The sequence below is a fragment of the Amycolatopsis sp. NPDC051903 genome, assembly GCF_044452505.1.
Taxonomy (GTDB): Bacteria; Actinomycetota; Actinomycetes; order Mycobacteriales; family Pseudonocardiaceae; genus Amycolatopsis.
In genome coordinates this window covers 44,635-61,846 of sequence record NZ_JBITBT010000045.1, presented here as the reverse complement: position 1 = coordinate 61,846, position 17,212 = coordinate 44,635, and the positions used below count along the sequence as shown (strand labels likewise).

Here is a 17,212-nt window from a genome sequence, read left to right as displayed (position 1 = left end):
ACCGCAACCGTTCATGCGCGGTCTTCCACGGCCCATGACGTTCGGGCAGGACACGCTCAGCCGGCTCAGTGCGGCTGCGAGAGGTCTCCGGGGCGAAACGCCTCCACTGTGGTGCTGACGGGCTCGTCGAGCTCGGCCTTGTGCTCGCGCGGGTACACCCAGCGCAGCGCGGCCGTCGACGCGGATCCGGTGAAACCGCGCTCGTAGAAGATCTTGCCGTCGCCCTGGTAGCCGGAGACCGAGTACTGGTCGCCGTCGTCCTTCCGGTAGGTCACCCGGCCGCCGTCGGCTTCCGCGTGGGCGATCGCGGCGGCCAGCGCCTGCGCCGAGGTCTGGTCCGAGTTGCCGCCCCACACCGTCAGCGTCGCGTCGAGATCGGCGTTGGTGAACGTCATCCCGTCCCCGTTCGCCGGAGCGTACGGCGACGCGACGTACCCCTCGGGAATGCGCGCGGTGAACCCGAACCGGGGGTTGGTGTACGTGGTCGGATCTCCGGACTGGGCCGATGTCGACGCCGGAGGCGAAGGAGACGTCGAGGCCGGCGGTTCCGAGGCCGGCGAGGCCGGTGCGGTTCTGCCGAGCATCGCCAGGAGCTTCGGCGCCAGCAGGTCGCCGAGTTCGCCGTACGGCACGGTCACGGTCTCCTGCCCGCTCGCCGTGTCGCAGCCGAGGTCGTACCAGAGGATCTCGAACTGGACTCCGGTCCCGGTGAACCCGAAAGCCGCGCCCGGCACGTGGGCGCCGCCCGAGCCGCGGTCGGCGGCGTCGATGCCGACCTGGCGCCCCTCCCCGTCGACCTCCGGCACGCGGCAGAACCCGTTTTTCGTGTGCGGTTCGAGCCGCTGGGTCAGCGTCGTCATCCCGGCCGCGGTCAGCACCTCGGGCCGGAACACGTCCCCGGGGCCGAGCACCTTGCCCGTGCCGAGGTCGACGGTGACCGTTTCGGGGAACCGCCAGGTCGGGTGCGACAGCACGGACGAGTCGAGATCATGCTGGTAACGCACGGAAAGCACGCTCGGCGTCTGCAGCAGGATCCGGGCCGTCGAGCGCGCCGCGGCCGTGTCGCCGGTCTCCTGGAACCGGTCGCGGTAGCCGGCCACCCCGTCGCGGATCGCCTTCAGCCGCTTGTCGACCGGTGCCCGCAGCGCTTCGTTGGTCCGTTGCCGGACCGCGGGATCCGGACCTCCGGACACCTGCGGGAACTGGAGGTCGTAGGTGACCGGCAGGGCCTGATCGCGTCCGGCCGTGGTCTGCAGGCTGACGGTGAGCGCCGCTTGCGCGGGCGGGTCGTCGTGGTTGCCGAAGATCGCCACTCCCCCGGCGACCAGGGCTCCGACGACGAGCACCGCGGCGGCGATCTTGCCGGCGAGCACCGCGGTCGCGCCCGCCCCGGTCCCCGTGGCCGGCACCCCGGCCCCGGCCCCGGCCGCCGCGGTGCCGGCGCCGACCGGTGCGGCGGCCGTGCCGGCGGTGGTCAGGAGCGCCAAGGGCGTCAGCGCCGTCAGCGCGGCGACCGACGTGGCCAGCCGCTTCCAGCCGCGTTTCTCCCAGTTCTTCCCGTAGGCCTTGCGGGCGACGGTTTCCAGCTCGGTCACGAACGCGTCCGCCGTGGCCGGCCGCCACGCCGGGTCCTTCGCCATGCCCCGCGTGATCAGGGCGTGCAGCGCCTCGGGCACGGCGTCCAGCGGGACCGGCGCCGCTTGGTGCATCGAGCGCAGGCCGTCGGCCGTGTCCGCCCGGAACGGCAGCTGTCCGGTGACGCACTGGTAGAACACGCAGGTTGCCGCGTACACGTCGGTGGCGGGCATCCCGGGCTGCCCGGCCCACTGCTCCGGCGCCATGTACGACGGTGAGCCGGCCGTCAGCCCGCTGTGACCGTCCAAAGTGGCGAGTCCGAAGTCGACCAGCTTCGACTCGCCTTCGCGCGACACCAGGACGTTTCCCGGTTTGTAGTCCCGGTGGACCACGCCGGCGGCGTGGGCGTCGGCGAGGCCGAGCAGCGAGCCCTTCAGGATGGCCAGCGCCGACTCGGGGGCGAGCACGTTCTCCGCCGCCAGCAGCGCGCGCAGCGACACCCCGGGCACGGCCTCCATGACCAGCGCGGCGCCGTCCGGCGTCTCCACGAAGTCGAAGAGCCGGACCACGTGCGAGCTCCGGACGCCCGCCAACAGCCACGCCTCGCGCCGGAACCCGTCCGCTATCCCCGCGTCGGCGAGGTACTCCGCGCGCAGGTACTTGATCGCCGCCATCCGCCCCGAGGCCTCGTGCTTGGCCAGCACGACGCGGCCGAAGCCGCCGGTGCCGAGCACGTCCACCTCGGTGAACCCGGGCACGCGCCAGGTGTCGCTCATCCCCGCCGGTTTCCCCTCACCGTCACGATGTTCCCCAGTCTCCGCGAATCGCGGAGGACATCAGACCACGGCGAGGGGGTCCCGACCACCGGAATGTGGCATTTTGCGCGAAGTCGTCACACTCACGTGGCCCGCCGGCTTGGCCGCAGCGGATCGCGTCCGCGGGCGACGGGCGATTCCCGCCGCCCCGGAGTAGCCGGCGGTACCAGGCAAGCCGGACGCGAATCATGAAGGTAATGCCCGCAGTTCCCTTGATCTTGCCGATTCCGCTCACCTACCCTGCCTCCGTGACGAGTTTCCCTCAGGTGAGTGAGGCAGACCGGCGGATCGTCGCTGCGCTGCAGGTGAACGGCCGGGCGTCGTGGCGCAAGGTCGCCACCGCGCTCGACGTTGCGGAGTCGACGGTCACGCGGCGGGGCCAGCAGCTGCTGGCGGACCGGGTGGTCGCGGTCACCGGCGTCCTCGATCACCTGCGGTGCGGCCTGGGCATTTCCGTCTACATGCGGCTGCGGATGCGGCCCGGGCACACGCCGCGCGTGGCGCGGGCCGTCGCCGGATCCCCGAAGGCCCGCTTCGTCACGGTCCTGACCGGCACCTTCGACGTCGCGGCCGAGGTCGTCGTCGAGCGGCACCACGACATCGTCGACGTGATCAACGCGTTCGAGGCCATCGACAACGTCGTCGACATCGAATCGCTGGTGGTGATCCGCAAGTTCAGCGCGTTCGAGGAGTGGCTCCCGGCCACGCTCAGCGCGCGAGCGGTCGACGTGCTCCGGGCCGGCTCCGAGGTCACCGACTACGCCCACCGCGCCTGGACCGAACCGGAACAGCTCACCGAGCAGGAGTTCGCGATCGCGGATGTGCTCGCCGGCAACGGCCGAGCCACGTACGCCACCATCGCGGCTCGGACCGGCGTGAGCGAGTCGACCGCGGGCCGCCGGGTCGAGTCCCTTGTGGAGCGTGGCTGCCTGCGGTTCCGGACCGTGTTCGAGCCGCCGGTGCTCGGTTACGCCGTGGAGTACCTGCTGTGGCTCAGCGTCGACCCGGCGCAGCTGGAGGAAGTGGGGATGATCCTCGCGAAGCATCCCGCCAGCCGCTACGTCGCGGCCGCGACCGGCCCGCACAACCTGATCGTCCAGGGTGTCCTGCCCGGCTACGGCGACCTCTACCCGTACACGACCGACGTCGTCGGCCGGCTGCGCGGCCTGCGCTCCGCCGACCTGGCCATGCAGGTCCAGGTGCTCAAGCGCGCCTGGGTGCCCGTCGACGACGACGGCAAGCCCCGGGACCCGGGGGCGCGATGACGCGGAACCCGGTGCCGTAGCGGCGCGGGGATGCTCGGCTCGTCATCGTCCTTTTCGGTCGAAGCAGCCTCCGCGGGCAGCCGCGCGTTCGCCGGCTCTGGCAAGACCCCGTGCTCGACGCCGGGGACCCGGAATCACGCCGGCGCCGATTCCCCGGCCCGCGCCCCGGCGTACGCGCGCACCGGGTTGGCCCGGCCGAAGTGCGCCACGGCGAAGGCTGCGGTCGCGAGCCCGCCGATCATGAGCGCCAGCGCGGGTCCGGCCGCCGCCGCGACAGCGCCGATCACGGTGTCGCCGAGGGCGGGCCCGCCGCGTGAGGCCATCTGGTAGATCGCCGAAACGCGCCCGCGCAGCGAATCCGGCGTTTCGAGCTGCACCGCGGCCTGCCGGATAGTCGTGGCCATCGCGTCGAACGCACCGAGCAGCAGGCACGCCACCAGCGCGAGCACGAACCCACCCGCCCAAGCGAGCAAGACCGCGCTCAGGCCGTACGCGATCGTGGAAGCCAGCAGGACTTTGCCGAGCCGTTTGCTGCGATCGACCACCCGGAACACCGTGTACGTCGCGATCAGCGCTCCCGCCGACGGCGCCGACGAGAGCAGCCCGTACGCCGTGGCCCCCAGGTGGAGCCGGTCGATCGCGACCGTGGGCAGGAGGACCCGGTACGCCGCGAAGACGGTCGCCACCAGGTCGAGCAGCACCATTTGCCACACGATCCGCCTGCCCAGGACGAACCGGACTCCCTCCACGAACTGCTCCCGCAGCGTGATGTGTTCGGCGGCCCCCGGGAGGTGCGGGATCCGGAGCAGCGCCAGGGTGATCATCAGCAGCAGGTAGGTCACGGCGTCGACCGCGTACATCAGGCCTGGCCCGCTGACGGCGATCAGCACCCCGGAGAGCGCGGGCCCGAGGAGCACAGCCAGCTCCCGGGAAGGGTTGAGCAGCGCGAAGGCCTGCGGCAGCTGGGCTCGCGGAACCAGCGCCGGGATCAGGGCCTGCCGGGCGGGCTGGTCGAAACTGGCGGCCGCCGTGGTGAGTACGACGGAACCGACGACCTGCAGGACGTCGGCGTGGCCGGTGAAGCTCGTCGCCGCGAGTGCGAGCGCCACGACCAGGGCCACGGCTTGCGACCACTGGAGCAGCTTGCGCCGATCGACCCGGTCCGCGTACACGCCCGCCAAGGGACTGAGCACCACCAGCGCCACGACCTGAGCGGCGCCGACCAGGCCGGTTTGCGCGACCGAACCGGAGAGTTCGTAGACCTGGTACAGGTTCGCCGCGATCGTGCCGCGGCTGCCGATCTGCGAGAGGACGACGCCACCCCAGTAGAAATCGAAGTCGCGGTTGCGCAGCACTTCGGCGACCTTCATCGGGCACCGCCGTCGCGGCCGGGGCCGAGCCGGGTGGTCGTCGCCGCTTCGGGCACACCTGCCTCCTGGGAGCACGACCCGGCGCCGGGTCGGGGTGGACGGTCCGGCCTGCCATAATGCCTTATGGTCTAACCAAAAGTCCATACTTGCACTAGCGTGCCCCTCGAACCACAATGCCGAAGGTAAAATGGTCCGGCCAATCAGGAGGCTCGGTGTCGACGAAGACGACGACGAAGACAAGCCACTACCACCAGCAAAAAGCCCGGCGGGCGAAGTTCCTGGAGGACTGGCGCGCGAACCACCGCACGATCATCCGGAGCGAAGACGTCAAGCTCGCGGAGACCGCGCGGGGCATGCGCACCGGCGTCTACATGGGCGAGGACGGCGACAACCCGACACGCTCCATCGACGCCCTCGTGCACGAGGTCGACCGCGGGAAGGTCACCACGATCCACCGGCACTCCTGGGACGTCATGGTGTTCGGCGTCGGCGGCGACGGCTGGCTCGAGATCGACGGCGAGCGGGTCCGGGTCGCGCCCGGCGACTCGGCGCACATCCCGGCGTGGGCCTGGCACCGTTCGGGCAACGACAACGACGCGACGTTCCGCTACCTCACCTTCTCCAGCGAGCCGCTGCTCGCCACGATGGGCATGTCGATCCTCGACGACCGCGGGCACGAGCCGGTCGAGAACCTGCCGGGCCGGCCCGAGTTCAGCGCTCCCGACGCCGAGGGCGACGACGCCTACGCCCGCCGCCTGCGGCGCCTCGGCAAAGAACAGCAGAAGCGCCGCAGCGGCCGGCTCCACACCGACTGGGACGAGCTCGAAATGCTCAACACCCCGCGCGGCACCCGCACGACCTTCCTCCTCGACCGCGCCATCGGGTACCAGGCTTCCGGCATCACGATGGCGATGTTCGAGATCGGGCAGGGCCGTCAGCAGTCGATGCACCGCCACGCGGGCGAGGCGTGGCTGTACGTGGTCGAAGGCGAGGGTCACTCCTACCTCGGCACCGAGCCGGAGGGCGGGGAGAACCACCCGTGGAAGAAGGGCGACCTGATCGTGGTCGACCACTTCCTGTGGCACCAGCACTTCAACGACTCCCAGGAGAACACCGCGCGGGTGGTCCGCATCCACATGTTCGACAGCCTGCTCGAGACGATGCGGGCGCTGATGGACCCGCGGGTGCTCTTCGAGGAGCCGCCGGAGCACATCCGCGACGCCCAGGCCGGCGACGTGAACACGGTCGTGTGGCCCGAACTCGACCGGCCGACCTGGCCGTGAGCGAACGGACGCTCCCCCCTGGAGTCATCGGGCTGCACGCCCTTCCCTCCGACCACCACGACGGGCCGTGGGACTCGATGATCGTGCCGCCAGGCACCAAGGAGCGACTGCTCGGCGCCGCGGTGCTCGTGCTGCGCCAGGGCCGGCTGCTGAACGGGCTCTCCGGCGCGCCGCACGGGCTGATCGTGCTGGCCGGACCGCCGGGCACGGGAAAAACGACGCTCGCGCAAGGGCTCGCCCAGGCCGCCGCGCGGAAAGTGGCCGAACGCGGTGCCACCACGCTGGTCGAGGTCGACCCGCACGCCTTTCCCAGCGACATGCTGGGCGAAAGCCAGCGGGCCGTCTCGCGGCTGTTCCTCGACACCCTGCCGGAGCTCGCCGCGCGGCGACCGCACACCGTGGTGCTCATCGACGAGGTCGAAGCCCTCGCCGTACGCCGGAGTTCGGCGTCGTTCGAAACGAACCCGGTCGACGTCCACCGCGCGACGGACGCCGTGCTGTCGGGTCTCGACCAGCTGCGCGCCCAGTGCCCGAACCTCGTGCTCGTGGCCACGACCAACTTCATCGACGCCGTCGACGAGGCCGTGCTCTCCCGGGCCGATCTGGTCATGAGCACGACCCTGCCCGGCGACGAGGTGGTCGAGCAGATCGTCGGGTCCTCGCTCGACGAACTGGCCGAGCAGTGGACCGGGCTCAAGCCGCTCGCCGGGGACGCCGATCTTCGCGCGGAGCTGGCGAAGGGGCTGCGGGGTCTCGACGGCCGGCGGGTCCGCAAGACGATCCTCGCCGCGCTGACGATGCGCACCGAGGTCGCCCTCGACCCGAACCTGCTCACCGCCGACGACCTGCGCCGCGCGACGCAGTTCGACGGCTGACGCGCCGGGCACCACACGAGCGAGCGCGGTGCCGGATCGATCATCGACCCGGCACCGCGCTTTTCCACGCCTTTTCGCGGGGCCTACTTGCTCCCGAACGCCTTGTCCACAAAGGACGAGTCGATGAGGGACGCGAGGTCGACCTTGTCCACACCGTTCACGGAGCCCTCCAGCGACTGCTGGGACGACTTGAGCTGATCCACCGTCGCCACCGGCGGGTCGGTGAGGACCTCGCCCGAGTAGTACTTCCAGGTCGCGTCGAGCGCACGCTGGTCGGTGACCCCGAGGTGGGCGCCCAGGATCTTGGTCGAGTACGCCTCGTCGGCGCGCTCGCGGTCGAACCCCTTCTTGAGGCCGGCCATGAACTTCCCCACGACGTCCGGGTGGTCCTTGAGGTACTCGGACGTGCTGGAGATTCCCACGTTGATGTTGGGGATCTTCTCCTTGGCCATGTCCATCACCATGTGCAGACCGGCGTCCTCGAACTTCAGGCTCGCCGGCGGGTGCGTCGCGGACGCGTCGATGGTCTTGGCCAGCAGCGCGTTGTTGACGTTCGTCACCGAGCCGAGGGGGACCAGGTTCACCTCGCTGGGGTTGATCCCCAGCTTCTTCAACGCTTGCAGCGTGCCGATGTACTGAGATCCACTCTTCGTGGTGTAGCCGATCTTCTTGCCCCGCAGCTGCGCCGCAGTCGGCACGTTCGCGTAGATCTGGTACGGCAGCACCGGGGTGAGCGCGGCCAGCACCTTCACCTCACCGCCGGCCGCGGTGCCGGCCACGATCTGCGACCCGCCCATCGAGGCGAGCTGCGTCTGGCCGGAGATGAGCGCCGGGTACCCCTGGTTGCTGTCGAGCTTGATGAGCTTGACGGTGAGCCCCTGTTCCTTGAAGTACCCCGCTTCCGAGGCGATCCACAGGGGCAGCTCGTCGGCGACCTCTTCGCTGTAGCTGACCGTGATGGCACCGTCGGCCCCGGCACTCGACGAACCGCCGCAGGCGGTGAGGGACGACGTGGCGAGCGCCGCGACGAGGGCGACGCCGAAGGCGCCAGACTTGAACTTCATTGTTCTGTCCTTCTGGGAATGGTGGTGGGGACGGGAAACGCAGTCAGTCGTTGCTCGGGCGCCAGGCCGCGAAGTGCTTTTCCACCCGGCGCAGCAGCGAGGTCAGCACGACCCCGGTCGCGGCGAAGATGAACAGGCCGGCGAAGACCGTGGCGGTCTGGAACTGCTGCCCGGCGGTGTTCATCGTCATGCCGACGCCGTGCTGCGCACCGCTGAGCTCGGCCACGAAGACACCGATCAGTGCCTGGCCCACCGCCAGCCGCATCCCGCTGGCGATGAACGGGACGGTGCCGGGCAGGGCGACGGTGCGGAACAGCTGGAGGTCGCTCGCCCCGAAACAGCGGGCCACGCGCACGGTGCCCTGTTCGAGCGATTGGACGCCCTGCGCGGTGTTGATGAGCACCGGGAACAGGGCCATCAGGAAGACGATCGCGATCTTCGAGGAGCTGCCGATGCCGAGCCAGATGATCAGCAGGGGCGTCAGCGCGATGCGCGGGGTGGCGTAGAGGAAGTTGACGAAGGGGTTGAGCGCCCAGGCGATCCGGTTGTACCAGCCGATCAGCAGCCCCAGCGGCAAGCCGACCACCACCGCCAGCGCGAGGCCGGCCAGCAGTTCCTGGGCACTGGTCCACAGGTCGATCCCGATCTGCCCGCCCTGGATCAGTGACCCGAAGGCGTTGATGACGTCGACCGGCCCCGGGAGGATCAGCTGCGGCTGCAGCCGCAGCAGCGCGACGATCTCCCACGCGACCAGCACGACGACGACGGCTCCGATGCCCCACAGGCGCTGTTCGCTGAGCCACGACGGCAGCCGGCGGCGGGAGGTCCGCCGAGCGCGCGGACCCGGATCGGCCGGCCGCGTTTCGAGCCGCGGGGCCGGCTTGTGCGAAGAGGTCACGCTCATCGGGCTCCTCCCTCGTGGGCGGCGCCGGCCTTGGCGCCGTAGAGCACGTCGGCGATCTCGTCGCGCAGCTGTGCGAACTCCGGCGTCCGCCGGATCTCGTGCGAGCGCGGACGAGCCCACGGCACCGTGATCTCCTTGACGATGCGACCGGGTCGCGGACTGAACACGCAGACCCGGTCGGCGAGGAACGCGGCTTCGGTGATGTCGTGGGTGACGAACAGCGCTGTCACGTCCCGGGCGGCGCAGACTCTGAGCAGTTCGACCTGCAGCACCTCGCGGGTCTGGGCGTCGATCGCGGCGAACGGCTCGTCGAGCAGGAGGATCTCCGGCTCGACCGCGAGCGCGCGGGCGAGGTTGACCCTGGCCTGCATGCCGCCGGAGAGCTGCGCCGGGTACTGCTGCCCGGCGCCGGCCAGCCCGACCAGCTCCAGCAGCTCGTCGGCGCGCTTCTTGGCCGCCGGTTTCTTGACTTTTTTGGTGAGCTCGAGGCCGTAGCTGACGTTGGCCTGCACGGTCCGCCACGGCAGCAGGTTGGCGTGCTGGAACACCATCGCCCGGTCGGGCCCCGGACCGGGGATCGGCCGGCCGTCGAGCTCCAGAGCTCCCTCGGCGAGCTCGACGAACCCGGCGACCGCGTTGAGCAAGGTCGTCTTGCCGCAGCCGGAAGGCCCGACGAGGCAGACGAAATCCCCCCGCTCCACCGTCAGATCACACTGCTCGACGGCCGTCGTCACCTCTTTCGACCCAGGCTTGGCGTACTCGATCGCGACACCCCGGGCCTCGAGGTGTGCGATCCCGCCCGTGGCCCCCACATCGATGTGCGCAGCATCACGGCCTGCCGTGCTAGACAGTGCCGGCTTCTCTCGGCTCAGCATGGGTGGGAGCGTAGGACTAATTGTCAGTCCAAAGCAATGGCCCAGTCAAGTTTTCTGGCCGCCCCGTAACCGGCCGAAGCGGAGCCGCCACCTCTGACCAGGCCTAGTGCGGTAAGGTCAGACCATTGACTGTTAAGCTACGGTGCATTTCCGGCATCGACAATGATTAGGTGGGAACATGGCTGCAACAGGGCGCGGCGCGAAGGACGACCTCTTCAGCCGTGTGAGCACGTCGCGCGTCTCCCAGGTCATCGTGGATCAGATCAAGGTCCTGATCCGCGGCGGCTCCCTCGCACCCGGCGACCGGCTGCCGAGCGAACGCGATCTGTGCCAGCGCTTCGGCGTGAGCCGGGTGACCGTGCGTGAGGCGCTCCGGGTGCTGGAGGCCACCGGGCTCGTCACCATCCGGGTCGGCGCGCACGGCGGCGCGTTCCTGACCGCGCCCAGCACCGACCGCGTCGGCGAGGGCCTGGCCGATCTCCTTTCGATGTCCGTGCTCACCGCCGGCGAGGTGACCGAGGCGCGCAAGATCGTCGAGATCGGCGCACTGCCCTTGATCGTCGAGCGGGCGACCGACGAGGACATCGACGCGCTGTTCAAGCTCGTCGAGGAGGGGCAGAGCGCCGTCGACCAGGGTGAGTACACAGTGGACATTTCGGCGCGGTTCCACATCCGGCTCGCCGAGTGCGCCCACAACACCGCGCTGACGATGCTGATCCAGAGCTTCCACGGCCCCCTCCTGATGTCCCTGCGGGAGGCCCGGGAACAGGCGCCCATCATGGGCAAGCGCGGGACCGGCGAACACCGCGAGCTCGCCGAGGCGATCCGCAACCGCGATCTCGCGGCCGCCCAGCGCGTGATGAGCGAGCACATCGCCCGGACCGCGCAACGCGTGTCGCACGACGCGGAGTAGGACCGGGAAACCTCGCACCACCTTGTGGGACACCCTCGCACTGCTTGCCGTCTTCCGCTAAGGTCTAATGGTCTAGCCAACGGAGGAGCCATGGCGGTGGAGGGAAGCAGCACCCTGGTGGTCGGCGCGAGCCAGGCGGGCGTGGAGCTGGCCGCCTCGCTGCGCAAGCTGGGTGCTTCAGGACCGATCACGTTGCTGGGCGGGGAAACCCGGCTCCCCTACCAACGGCCGCCGCTGTCGAAGGCGTTCCTCAAAGGGGAACTGCCCGAGGAGCGGCTGGCACTGCGCGGCCCGGACTTCTACGCGGCTCAGCGGATCGACCTCGTCCGCGGTGAATGGATCGACGCGATCACCCTCACCGACGCCGAGCTCGGCAGCGGCTTCGCGGTCCTGCGGTCCGGGCGGACGGTGGAGTTCGGCCGGCTCGCCCTGACCACCGGTGGCACTCCGCGCCGCCTCCGGATCCCCGGGAGCGAGCTCGCCGGCGTCCACTACCTGCGCGACGTCGACGACGCGGTGGCGCTGCGGCGCGGCCTCGGGGCCGCGCGCGACGTCGTGGTCGTCGGCGGGGGTTTCGTGGGGCTCGAGGCCGCCGCGGCCGCCACCGCCGCCGGCAAGAACGTCACCGTGGTCGAAGCGGCCGACCGGCTGCTGGCCCGCGCCGTCGCGCCCCGGATGTCGGGCTTCTACCTCGCCGCGCACCGGCGGCGCGGCACGGAGGTCGTGCTCTCGACCGGCGTGACCGAACTCCTGGGCCGTGACCGGGTGACGGGTGTCGGGCTCTCCGACGGCCGCACCCTCCGCGCGGACGTTGTCGTCGTCGGGATCGGCCTGGTCCCGCACACCGAACTGGCGGAGCAGATCGGGCTCGCGTGCGCCGGCGGGATCCTGGTCGACGAGACCGCCCGCACCAGCACCCCCAGCGTGGTCGCCGCCGGCGACTGCACGATCCTCGCGCACCCCGACCACGGCGCGCTGCGCCTCGAGTCGGTGCCCAACGCCATCGCACAGGCGAAGACCGCGGCCGCCAGTCTGCTCGGCGTGGCCGCGCCGGCCGCCGGGATCCCGTGGTTCTGGTCCGACCAGGCCGATCTGAAACTCCAGATCGCCGGGATCAGCAGCGGCTACGACGAGACCGTGCTGCGCGGAGACCCCGGCACCGAACGGTTTTCGCTGTTCTACTACCGCGGTGGACGCCTCATCGCCATCGACGCCGTCAACGCGCCCCGCGACTACATGGCGGTGCGCAAGCTGCTCGAAGCCGGCCGTACCGTGCCGCCGCACGTCGCGGCCGACACCGACGTGGCGCTGAAAGAACTCCTGCGCGCGGCGTGACTCAAACGGGATCGCCGGCGGGCGACCACCCGCCGGCGATCCCGTTGACCTCCGCGGTCAGATGACGAAGGATTCCGTCGACTCGGGCGCGAACAGTTCTCCGGCGGTGCGCAGGCGCGACGAGAGCCCCTGCTCGTGGTGGTAGCGGAGGAACAAGTCCAGCACGTGCCGGTTGGCGTCCAGCCCGTAGGACCAGTAGTCGTCGCCGAGCAGCCGGCGCGCGTCCTCCACGTGCTGGTTGAACCACGGCTCCATGAACCGCAGCGCCGACGCGTCGTAGATCCGTTCGTACGCCTCGTTCTTGGCCGCCGTGAGCGCCTTGGTCAACGACTGGGCGACCCACGGGTGGCGCTCGTAGACCTCCCGGCGCAGCACGACGACGTGCATGATCGGGAAGATTCCGGTGGCCGCGTAGTACTCCTTCTCGGCCGCGACGGTGTCGGGGAACAGCCGCGCGACCCGACCGTCGCCCGCGCCGAACGAACTCGGAATCCGCGGGCTCTGCAGCGCGTCGATCTCACCGCTCGCGAGCAGCTCCGACAGCGTCCGGCCGTCCGGAACGGACTGGACGTCGAAGCGCGTCGAGACGGCGCCCTTTTCGATCCTCCCGGGCGTTTCCTGACCACCGGTGAGGTAGGTGACCGAGTCCAGCGGGACGTCGTGGTGGTCGGCGAGGATGCCGCGGATCCACACGCCCGCCGTGAGCTGGTATTCGGGCGTGCCGATCCGTTTGCCCCGAAGGTCCGACGGCTTCTCGATGCCCGCCGCCGTGTTGATGAAGACGCCACCGTGGCGGAACATCCGCGAGGTGAACACCGGCAGCGCGACGAACGGCGCCGGGTCGCGGTCGAGCGAGGCGACGTAGGTCGAGAGCGACATCTCCGACGCGTCGAACTCGCCGTGGCGCAGCATGCGGAAGAACGTCTCCTCGACCGGGAGGCGCAGGTACGTCAGGTCGATGCCGTCGGGGCGGATCGAGCCGTCCTCGACGGCGCGGGTGCGGTCGTAGTCACCACACGCGAACGTGAGCGGGAGCCGGCTCATCGGGTCACCTTCCCAAGGCGGCGAGCCGCCGGTCGAGGCGGGGGTAGACCCGCCGGGCGTTGCCTTCGTAGATCGCCGACAGGTCCTCGCCGTTCAGATCGGCGCGGTCGACGTAGCGCTTCGTGTCGTCCCAGGCGATGCCGGTTTCCGGGTCCTCGCCGCGAACCGCGCCGAGCATCTCGGATGCGAACAGCAAGTTCTGCGCCGGCAGCACGCCGAGCAGGAGGTCGATGCCGGGCTGGTGGTAGACGCAGGTGTCGAAGAAGACGTTCGGCAGGAGCTCGGCCGGGTCCGGCCAGCCGTTGCGCATCGCCAGGCCCCGGTAGCGCCCCCAGTGGTACGGCACCGCTCCCCCGCCGTGCGGGATCACGAGGCGCAGACCGGGGAACCGGTGGAAGAGCTTCGAACCCAGCAGCTGGACGAAAACGCTGGTGTCGGCGTTGAGGTAGTGCGCGCCGAGGGTGTGGAAGTTCGGGTTGCACGCCGACGAGACGTGCACCATGGCCGGCACGTCGAGTTCCGTCAGGACCTCGTAGACCGGGAACCACGATTCGTCGGTCATCGGCTTGCCCGCCCAGGTACCGGACGGGTCGGGGCTGAGGTTCACGCCCACGAAGCCGAGTTCTTCGACGGTGCGGCGGATCTCGGCCAGGACGCCGCCGAGGTTCCCCTCGGGGGTCTGCGGGAGCTGGGCGACCGGGGCGAAGTGCTCGGGGTAGAGCTCGCCGAGGCGGTGGACGAGGTCGTTGGACGCGCGCGCCCAGGCGTTCGCGACGGCGGCGCCCTCGACGTGGTGCGCCATGCCGGAAGCCTTGGGCGAGAACAGCATCAGGTCGCCGCCGCGTTCGCGGAGAACGCGCAGCTGGTTGTCCTCCACGCTCTCGCGGAGCTCGTCGTCGGGCACCGGCGCCAGCGCGGCCCGCTCACCGTCCAGCTGCGCTTCGCGAAACCGGCTCAGCGCCGCCGGAGCCGTCGTGTAGTGACCGTGGATGTCGATGATCACCGGTCGCGGACCTCCTTGAGGTACTCGTCGTGGTCCAGGTACCGCAGGCCTTTGCGGGCGAGCCGCTCGCGCATCGAGTTGACGTCGAGGCCGAGCTCCCCTTCGGCGTAGCGGGCCCGCAGGCGCGCCTCCTTCTCCTCCCGTGCCGCCGAGGCCGCGAGAACCTCACCGGCTTCGGCCCGGCGCACGACGACCACGCCGTCGTCGTCCGCGACGAGCACGTCACCCGCCTCGACGAGCTGCCCGCCGCAGATGACCGGGGTGTTCACCGAGCCGAGGGTTTCCTTGACGGTGCCCTCGGCCGACACCGCCCGGGACCAGACGGGGAACGGCATCGCCCGCAGCTCGGCGATGTCGCGGCAGCCGGCGTCGATGACCAGCCCGCGGACGCCGCGGGCCTTGAGCGAGGTCGCCAGCAGCTCGCCGAAGTACCCCGCGTCCGACGGCGACGTCGGCGCGACGACGAGCACGTCCCCGGGCCGGCATTGCTCCACGGCCACGTGGATCATCCAGTTGTCGCACGGCGCCACGCTCACGGTCACCGCCGTGCCCGAGACGTGGGCACCGGGGTAGATCGGGTTCAGCGCGGCGGCCATCAGCCCGCGGCGGCCCTGGGCTTCGTGGATGGTGGCGACCCCGAACCGGCCCAGGCCGTCGCGCGTCTCCGCGTCGGCCGTGGGTGGATTCGTCACGACGATCCCGGTCATCGGACGACCGCCCCGCCGGCCTGCCCGACCATCGAGGGCATCAGCGAGATGTGGATCGCGTCCTCCTCGGTCTCCCCCGCGAGCACGCGGATGGCGTGGTCGACCTGGTCGATGCCGTAGCGGTGGGTCGCCAGCTTCTCCAGCGGGAAGCGACCCGACGCGAGCTGCTCGACGGCGAGCTCGCAGGCCCGGAACGAGTGCCCGCGCGCGGACTTGATCGTGATGGCCTTCTCGGTGATCTTCTTGACGGGGAAGTCCGGGAACGCGGCCAGCTCCCCCTGGATGAGCAGCGTGCCTTCCCGGCGTTTGAGCACGTCGACCCCGAGCAGGACCGGCGCGGTGCCGGCCCGCGAGGTGCAGTCGAGCACGATGTCGACGCCGCGGCCGCCGGTGAGGTCCATGATCTTCTCGCGGGGGTCTTCGGTCAGGACGTCGACGACCTCGTCGGCGCCGAGTTCCTTGGCGAGCTCGAAGCGCTGCTTGTCCCGCGTCGTGCCGGACACCACGATCTTCGACGCGCCGGCCGTCTTGGCGGCGACCAGCTGCGAGAGGCCCTGCTGGCCCGGGCCCTGGATGAGCACGGTGTCGGCGTACCCGACACCGGCGGTGAGCAGGGCCCACTCGATGCCGTTGGACAGCGGCATGACCATGCCGGCGAGCTCGGGGGTGATCGTGTCGGGGATCTTGTGGAGAACGGAGTTCCACGGCAGGTACATGTACTCGCTGAACCCGCCCCACAGCGTGCCGGGGTTTTCGGCGGAGGTGTAGCCGAAGCGCCGGCCGTCGGGGTTGGTCCGCCAGTCCGTCGCCTCGCAGTGCCGGTACTCGCCGAGGCGGCACCACTCGCAGCTGAAGCACCCGACGTAGTGCTCGACGAACACCCGGTCGCCTTCGGCGAGCCCGTGGCGTTCCTTGAACCGCCGCCCCGCCCGCGCGATCACGCCGACGTTCTCGTGCCCCATGATCACCCGGCCCCGGATCACGGCCGGCGGGTTGGCGTACATCTTCACGTCCGTCCCGCAGATGCCCGCGACCTCGACCTGCAGCAGGGCGGAATCGTCGTCGATCGAAGGCAGTGCGAACTCCTGCATCTCCGTCGTGCCGGGCGCGACCCGCACCGCCGCTTGCACAGTCTGGACCATCGGCGCTCCCTCGTTGAAAGACCTCGTGGACAGAACCTCGTTGGCAGAATGGACAGCCCAATATACCATCGGCGTGTACTTCCCGAGGACGAGGCGAGGACCGAATGGCCGATCACCTGCTGACCGTGACCCGCACCCAGGGCAACAACCGCGCACTGAAGGAAGGCGAGGTCGTCCCCACCGGGTTTCCCCTGGCCTTCAAGGAAGAACCGGTGCTCGTCGACGGGTTCCGGCGGATGGTGCGGGAACTCGCCTACGACGTCTGCGAGATGGCGCTGACGACCTACCTCACCGCGCGCGAGCACGGCGTGCGGTTCACCGCGCTCCCGGTCTTCCTGGTCCGCGGGTTCCACCACGGCGCGATCCTCGTGCGAAAGGGGGCGGGGATCGCCCAACCCGGTGACCTCGCGGGGAAACGCATCGGCGTCAACCGCGGGTACACGGTCACCACCGGCGTCTGGGCGCGCGCGATCCTGGCGCTCGAGCACGGCCTCGACCTCGACTCGGTCACGTGGGTCCTCAGCGGCGACGAGCACGTCGAGTCCTACCGCCCGCCGCGCAACGTCGTACCGGCCGGTCCGGGGAAGAAGCTGGCGGACATGCTGCTCGCGGGCGAGCTGGACGCCGTCGTCAACGTCAAGGTGGACTCGCCCGAAGTCGTCCCGCTGATCGCCGACCCCGAGGAAGCCGGGTTCACCGCGCTGCGCGAGCGTGGCCTCTACCCGATCAACCACCTCGTCGTGGTCAAGGACGAAGTGCTCGACGCGCATCCCGGCGTCGCGAAAGCGCTGTTCGACGCGTTCGCCGAAGCCAAGCGCCGCTACGTCGAGCAGCTGCGGGCCGGGGTCGTCGAAACGGCCGACGACCGGAGGTACTCCCGGGTCATGGCCCAGACCGGAAACCCGCTCCCCTACGGCATCGAGCCCAACCGGGCCGTGCTGGAACTGCTGGCCGAACAGGCCCTGGCGCAGCACATCCTGACGAAACCGGTGGACGTCGACTCGATGTTCGCACCCGCGACCCGCGACCTGGTGGGCTGAGC

The 17,212-nt window shown here is 70.4% G+C and carries 15 protein-coding genes; 6 read left to right on the top strand and 9 right to left on the bottom strand.

The features are described from left to right. Positions 1–65: 65 nt before the first annotated feature. Complete coding sequence (locus ACIA77_RS45550) at positions 66–2,351, bottom strand: serine/threonine-protein kinase (RefSeq protein ID WP_395892424.1); 2,286 nt, start codon at positions 2,349–2,351, stop codon at positions 66–68. A 305-nt stretch (positions 2,352–2,656) separates the two neighbouring features. Here ACIA77_RS45550 and ACIA77_RS45545 point away from each other — a divergent pair, with 305 nt between their 5' ends. After that, positions 2,657–3,655 carry an Lrp/AsnC family transcriptional regulator gene (locus ACIA77_RS45545; protein WP_395892423.1) on the top strand — a complete coding sequence of 333 codons (999 nt, stop codon included), beginning with the start codon at positions 2,657–2,659 and terminating at the stop codon, positions 3,653–3,655. A gap of 134 nt (positions 3,656–3,789) precedes the next feature. Here the strand turns inward: ACIA77_RS45545 and ACIA77_RS45540 are convergent, their stop codons facing one another. Then, complete coding sequence (locus ACIA77_RS45540; RefSeq protein ID WP_395892422.1) at positions 3,790–5,025, bottom strand: MFS transporter; 1,236 nt, start codon at positions 5,023–5,025, stop codon at positions 3,790–3,792. A 212-nt stretch (positions 5,026–5,237) separates the two neighbouring features. On the opposite strand from ACIA77_RS45540, the gene ACIA77_RS45535 reads away from it, so the two are divergent. Then, a complete protein-coding gene (locus ACIA77_RS45535) occupies positions 5,238–6,308 on the top strand; it encodes a cupin domain-containing protein (protein ID WP_395892421.1) in 1,071 nt (356 codons plus the stop codon). Continuing rightward, a complete protein-coding gene (locus ACIA77_RS45530) occupies positions 6,305–7,183 on the top strand; it encodes an AAA family ATPase (protein WP_395892420.1) in 879 nt (292 codons plus the stop codon). Before ACIA77_RS45535 ends, ACIA77_RS45530 begins: the two co-directional genes overlap by 4 nt. A gap of 83 nt (positions 7,184–7,266) precedes the next feature. Here ACIA77_RS45530 and ACIA77_RS45525 read toward each other — a convergent pair whose 3' ends face one another. Genes ACIA77_RS45525 through ACIA77_RS45515 form a run of 3 tightly spaced genes read right to left on the bottom strand, consistent with a single transcriptional unit; the run spans position 7,267 to position 10,026 of the window. Next, positions 7,267–8,247 (bottom strand): ABC transporter substrate-binding protein, encoded by a 981-nt coding sequence (locus ACIA77_RS45525; protein WP_395892419.1) that lies wholly within the window; start codon positions 8,245–8,247, stop codon positions 7,267–7,269. A gap of 43 nt (positions 8,248–8,290) precedes the next feature. Continuing rightward, on the bottom strand, positions 8,291–9,151 hold the full coding sequence (locus tag ACIA77_RS45520) for an ABC transporter permease (protein ID WP_395892418.1): 861 nt from the start codon (positions 9,149–9,151) through the stop codon (positions 8,291–8,293). Next, positions 9,148–10,026, bottom strand: coding sequence for an ABC transporter ATP-binding protein (locus ACIA77_RS45515; RefSeq protein ID WP_395892417.1), 879 nt, complete (start codon positions 10,024–10,026; stop codon positions 9,148–9,150). The genes ACIA77_RS45520 and ACIA77_RS45515 overlap by 4 nt, the downstream gene beginning before the upstream one ends. Positions 10,027–10,204: 178 nt before the next feature. On the opposite strand from ACIA77_RS45515, the gene ACIA77_RS45510 reads away from it, so the two are divergent. Both ACIA77_RS45510 and ACIA77_RS45505 read left to right on the top strand, forming a co-directional pair. Next, positions 10,205–10,939: a FadR/GntR family transcriptional regulator gene (locus ACIA77_RS45510; protein ID WP_395892416.1), complete on the top strand. Its 735-nt coding sequence runs from the start codon at positions 10,205–10,207 to the stop codon at positions 10,937–10,939. A 90-nt stretch (positions 10,940–11,029) separates the two neighbouring features. Then, positions 11,030–12,274: an NAD(P)/FAD-dependent oxidoreductase gene (locus ACIA77_RS45505; protein WP_395892415.1), complete on the top strand. Its 1,245-nt coding sequence runs from the start codon at positions 11,030–11,032 to the stop codon at positions 12,272–12,274. 57 nt (positions 12,275–12,331) lie between these two features. Here the strand turns inward: ACIA77_RS45505 and ACIA77_RS45500 are convergent, their stop codons facing one another. From ACIA77_RS45500 to ACIA77_RS45485, 4 genes are read right to left on the bottom strand one after another with little or no spacing between them, the layout of a single operon-like run. Continuing rightward, positions 12,332–13,318, bottom strand: a complete 987-nt coding sequence (locus ACIA77_RS45500) for an ABC transporter substrate-binding protein (RefSeq protein ID WP_395892414.1) — start codon at positions 13,316–13,318, stop codon at positions 12,332–12,334. A 4-nt stretch (positions 13,319–13,322) separates the two neighbouring features. Then, a complete protein-coding gene (locus tag ACIA77_RS45495) occupies positions 13,323–14,321 on the bottom strand; it encodes an amidohydrolase family protein (RefSeq protein WP_395892413.1) in 999 nt (332 codons plus the stop codon). Continuing rightward, positions 14,318–15,028, bottom strand: a complete 711-nt coding sequence (locus tag ACIA77_RS45490; protein ID WP_395892412.1) for a 4-carboxy-4-hydroxy-2-oxoadipate aldolase/oxaloacetate decarboxylase — start codon at positions 15,026–15,028, stop codon at positions 14,318–14,320. The genes ACIA77_RS45495 and ACIA77_RS45490 overlap by 4 nt, the downstream gene beginning before the upstream one ends. Further along, the gene (locus ACIA77_RS45485; protein ID WP_395892411.1) at positions 15,025–16,170 is read right to left on the bottom strand and encodes a zinc-binding dehydrogenase; all 1,146 of its coding nucleotides are present in this window, start codon (positions 16,168–16,170) and stop codon (positions 15,025–15,027) included. The genes ACIA77_RS45490 and ACIA77_RS45485 overlap by 4 nt, the downstream gene beginning before the upstream one ends. Before the next feature lie 104 nt (positions 16,171–16,274). Between ACIA77_RS45485 and ACIA77_RS45480 the strand changes: the two genes are divergently transcribed. After that, on the top strand, positions 16,275–17,210 hold the full coding sequence (locus ACIA77_RS45480) for an ABC transporter substrate-binding protein (protein WP_395892410.1): 936 nt from the start codon (positions 16,275–16,277) through the stop codon (positions 17,208–17,210). Positions 17,211–17,212: the final 2 nt, after the last annotated feature.

Bases quoted from the DNA above. Each gene is read 5' to 3' on its own strand.
- ACIA77_RS45510 (WP_395892416.1), top strand. From the start codon at position 10,205: ATGGCTGCAACAGGGCGCGGCGCGAAGGACGACCTCTTCAGCCGTGTG.
- ACIA77_RS45500 (WP_395892414.1), bottom strand. From the start codon at position 13,318: ATGAGCCGGCTCCCGCTCACGTTCGCGTGTGGTGACTACGACCGCACC.
- ACIA77_RS45525 (WP_395892419.1), bottom strand. From the start codon at position 8,247: ATGAAGTTCAAGTCTGGCGCCTTCGGCGTCGCCCTCGTCGCGGCGCTC.
- ACIA77_RS45485 (WP_395892411.1), bottom strand. From the start codon at position 16,170: ATGGTCCAGACTGTGCAAGCGGCGGTGCGGGTCGCGCCCGGCACGACG.
- ACIA77_RS45550 (WP_395892424.1), bottom strand. From the start codon at position 2,351: ATGAGCGACACCTGGCGCGTGCCCGGGTTCACCGAGGTGGACGTGCTC.
- ACIA77_RS45480 (WP_395892410.1), top strand. From the start codon at position 16,275: ATGGCCGATCACCTGCTGACCGTGACCCGCACCCAGGGCAACAACCGC.
- ACIA77_RS45540 (WP_395892422.1), bottom strand. From the start codon at position 5,025: ATGAAGGTCGCCGAAGTGCTGCGCAACCGCGACTTCGATTTCTACTGG.
- ACIA77_RS45520 (WP_395892418.1), bottom strand. From the start codon at position 9,151: ATGAGCGTGACCTCTTCGCACAAGCCGGCCCCGCGGCTCGAAACGCGG.
- ACIA77_RS45490 (WP_395892412.1), bottom strand. From the start codon at position 15,028: ATGACCGGGATCGTCGTGACGAATCCACCCACGGCCGACGCGGAGACG.
- ACIA77_RS45505 (WP_395892415.1), top strand. From the start codon at position 11,030: ATGGCGGTGGAGGGAAGCAGCACCCTGGTGGTCGGCGCGAGCCAGGCG.
- ACIA77_RS45515 (WP_395892417.1), bottom strand. From the start codon at position 10,026: ATGCTGAGCCGAGAGAAGCCGGCACTGTCTAGCACGGCAGGCCGTGAT.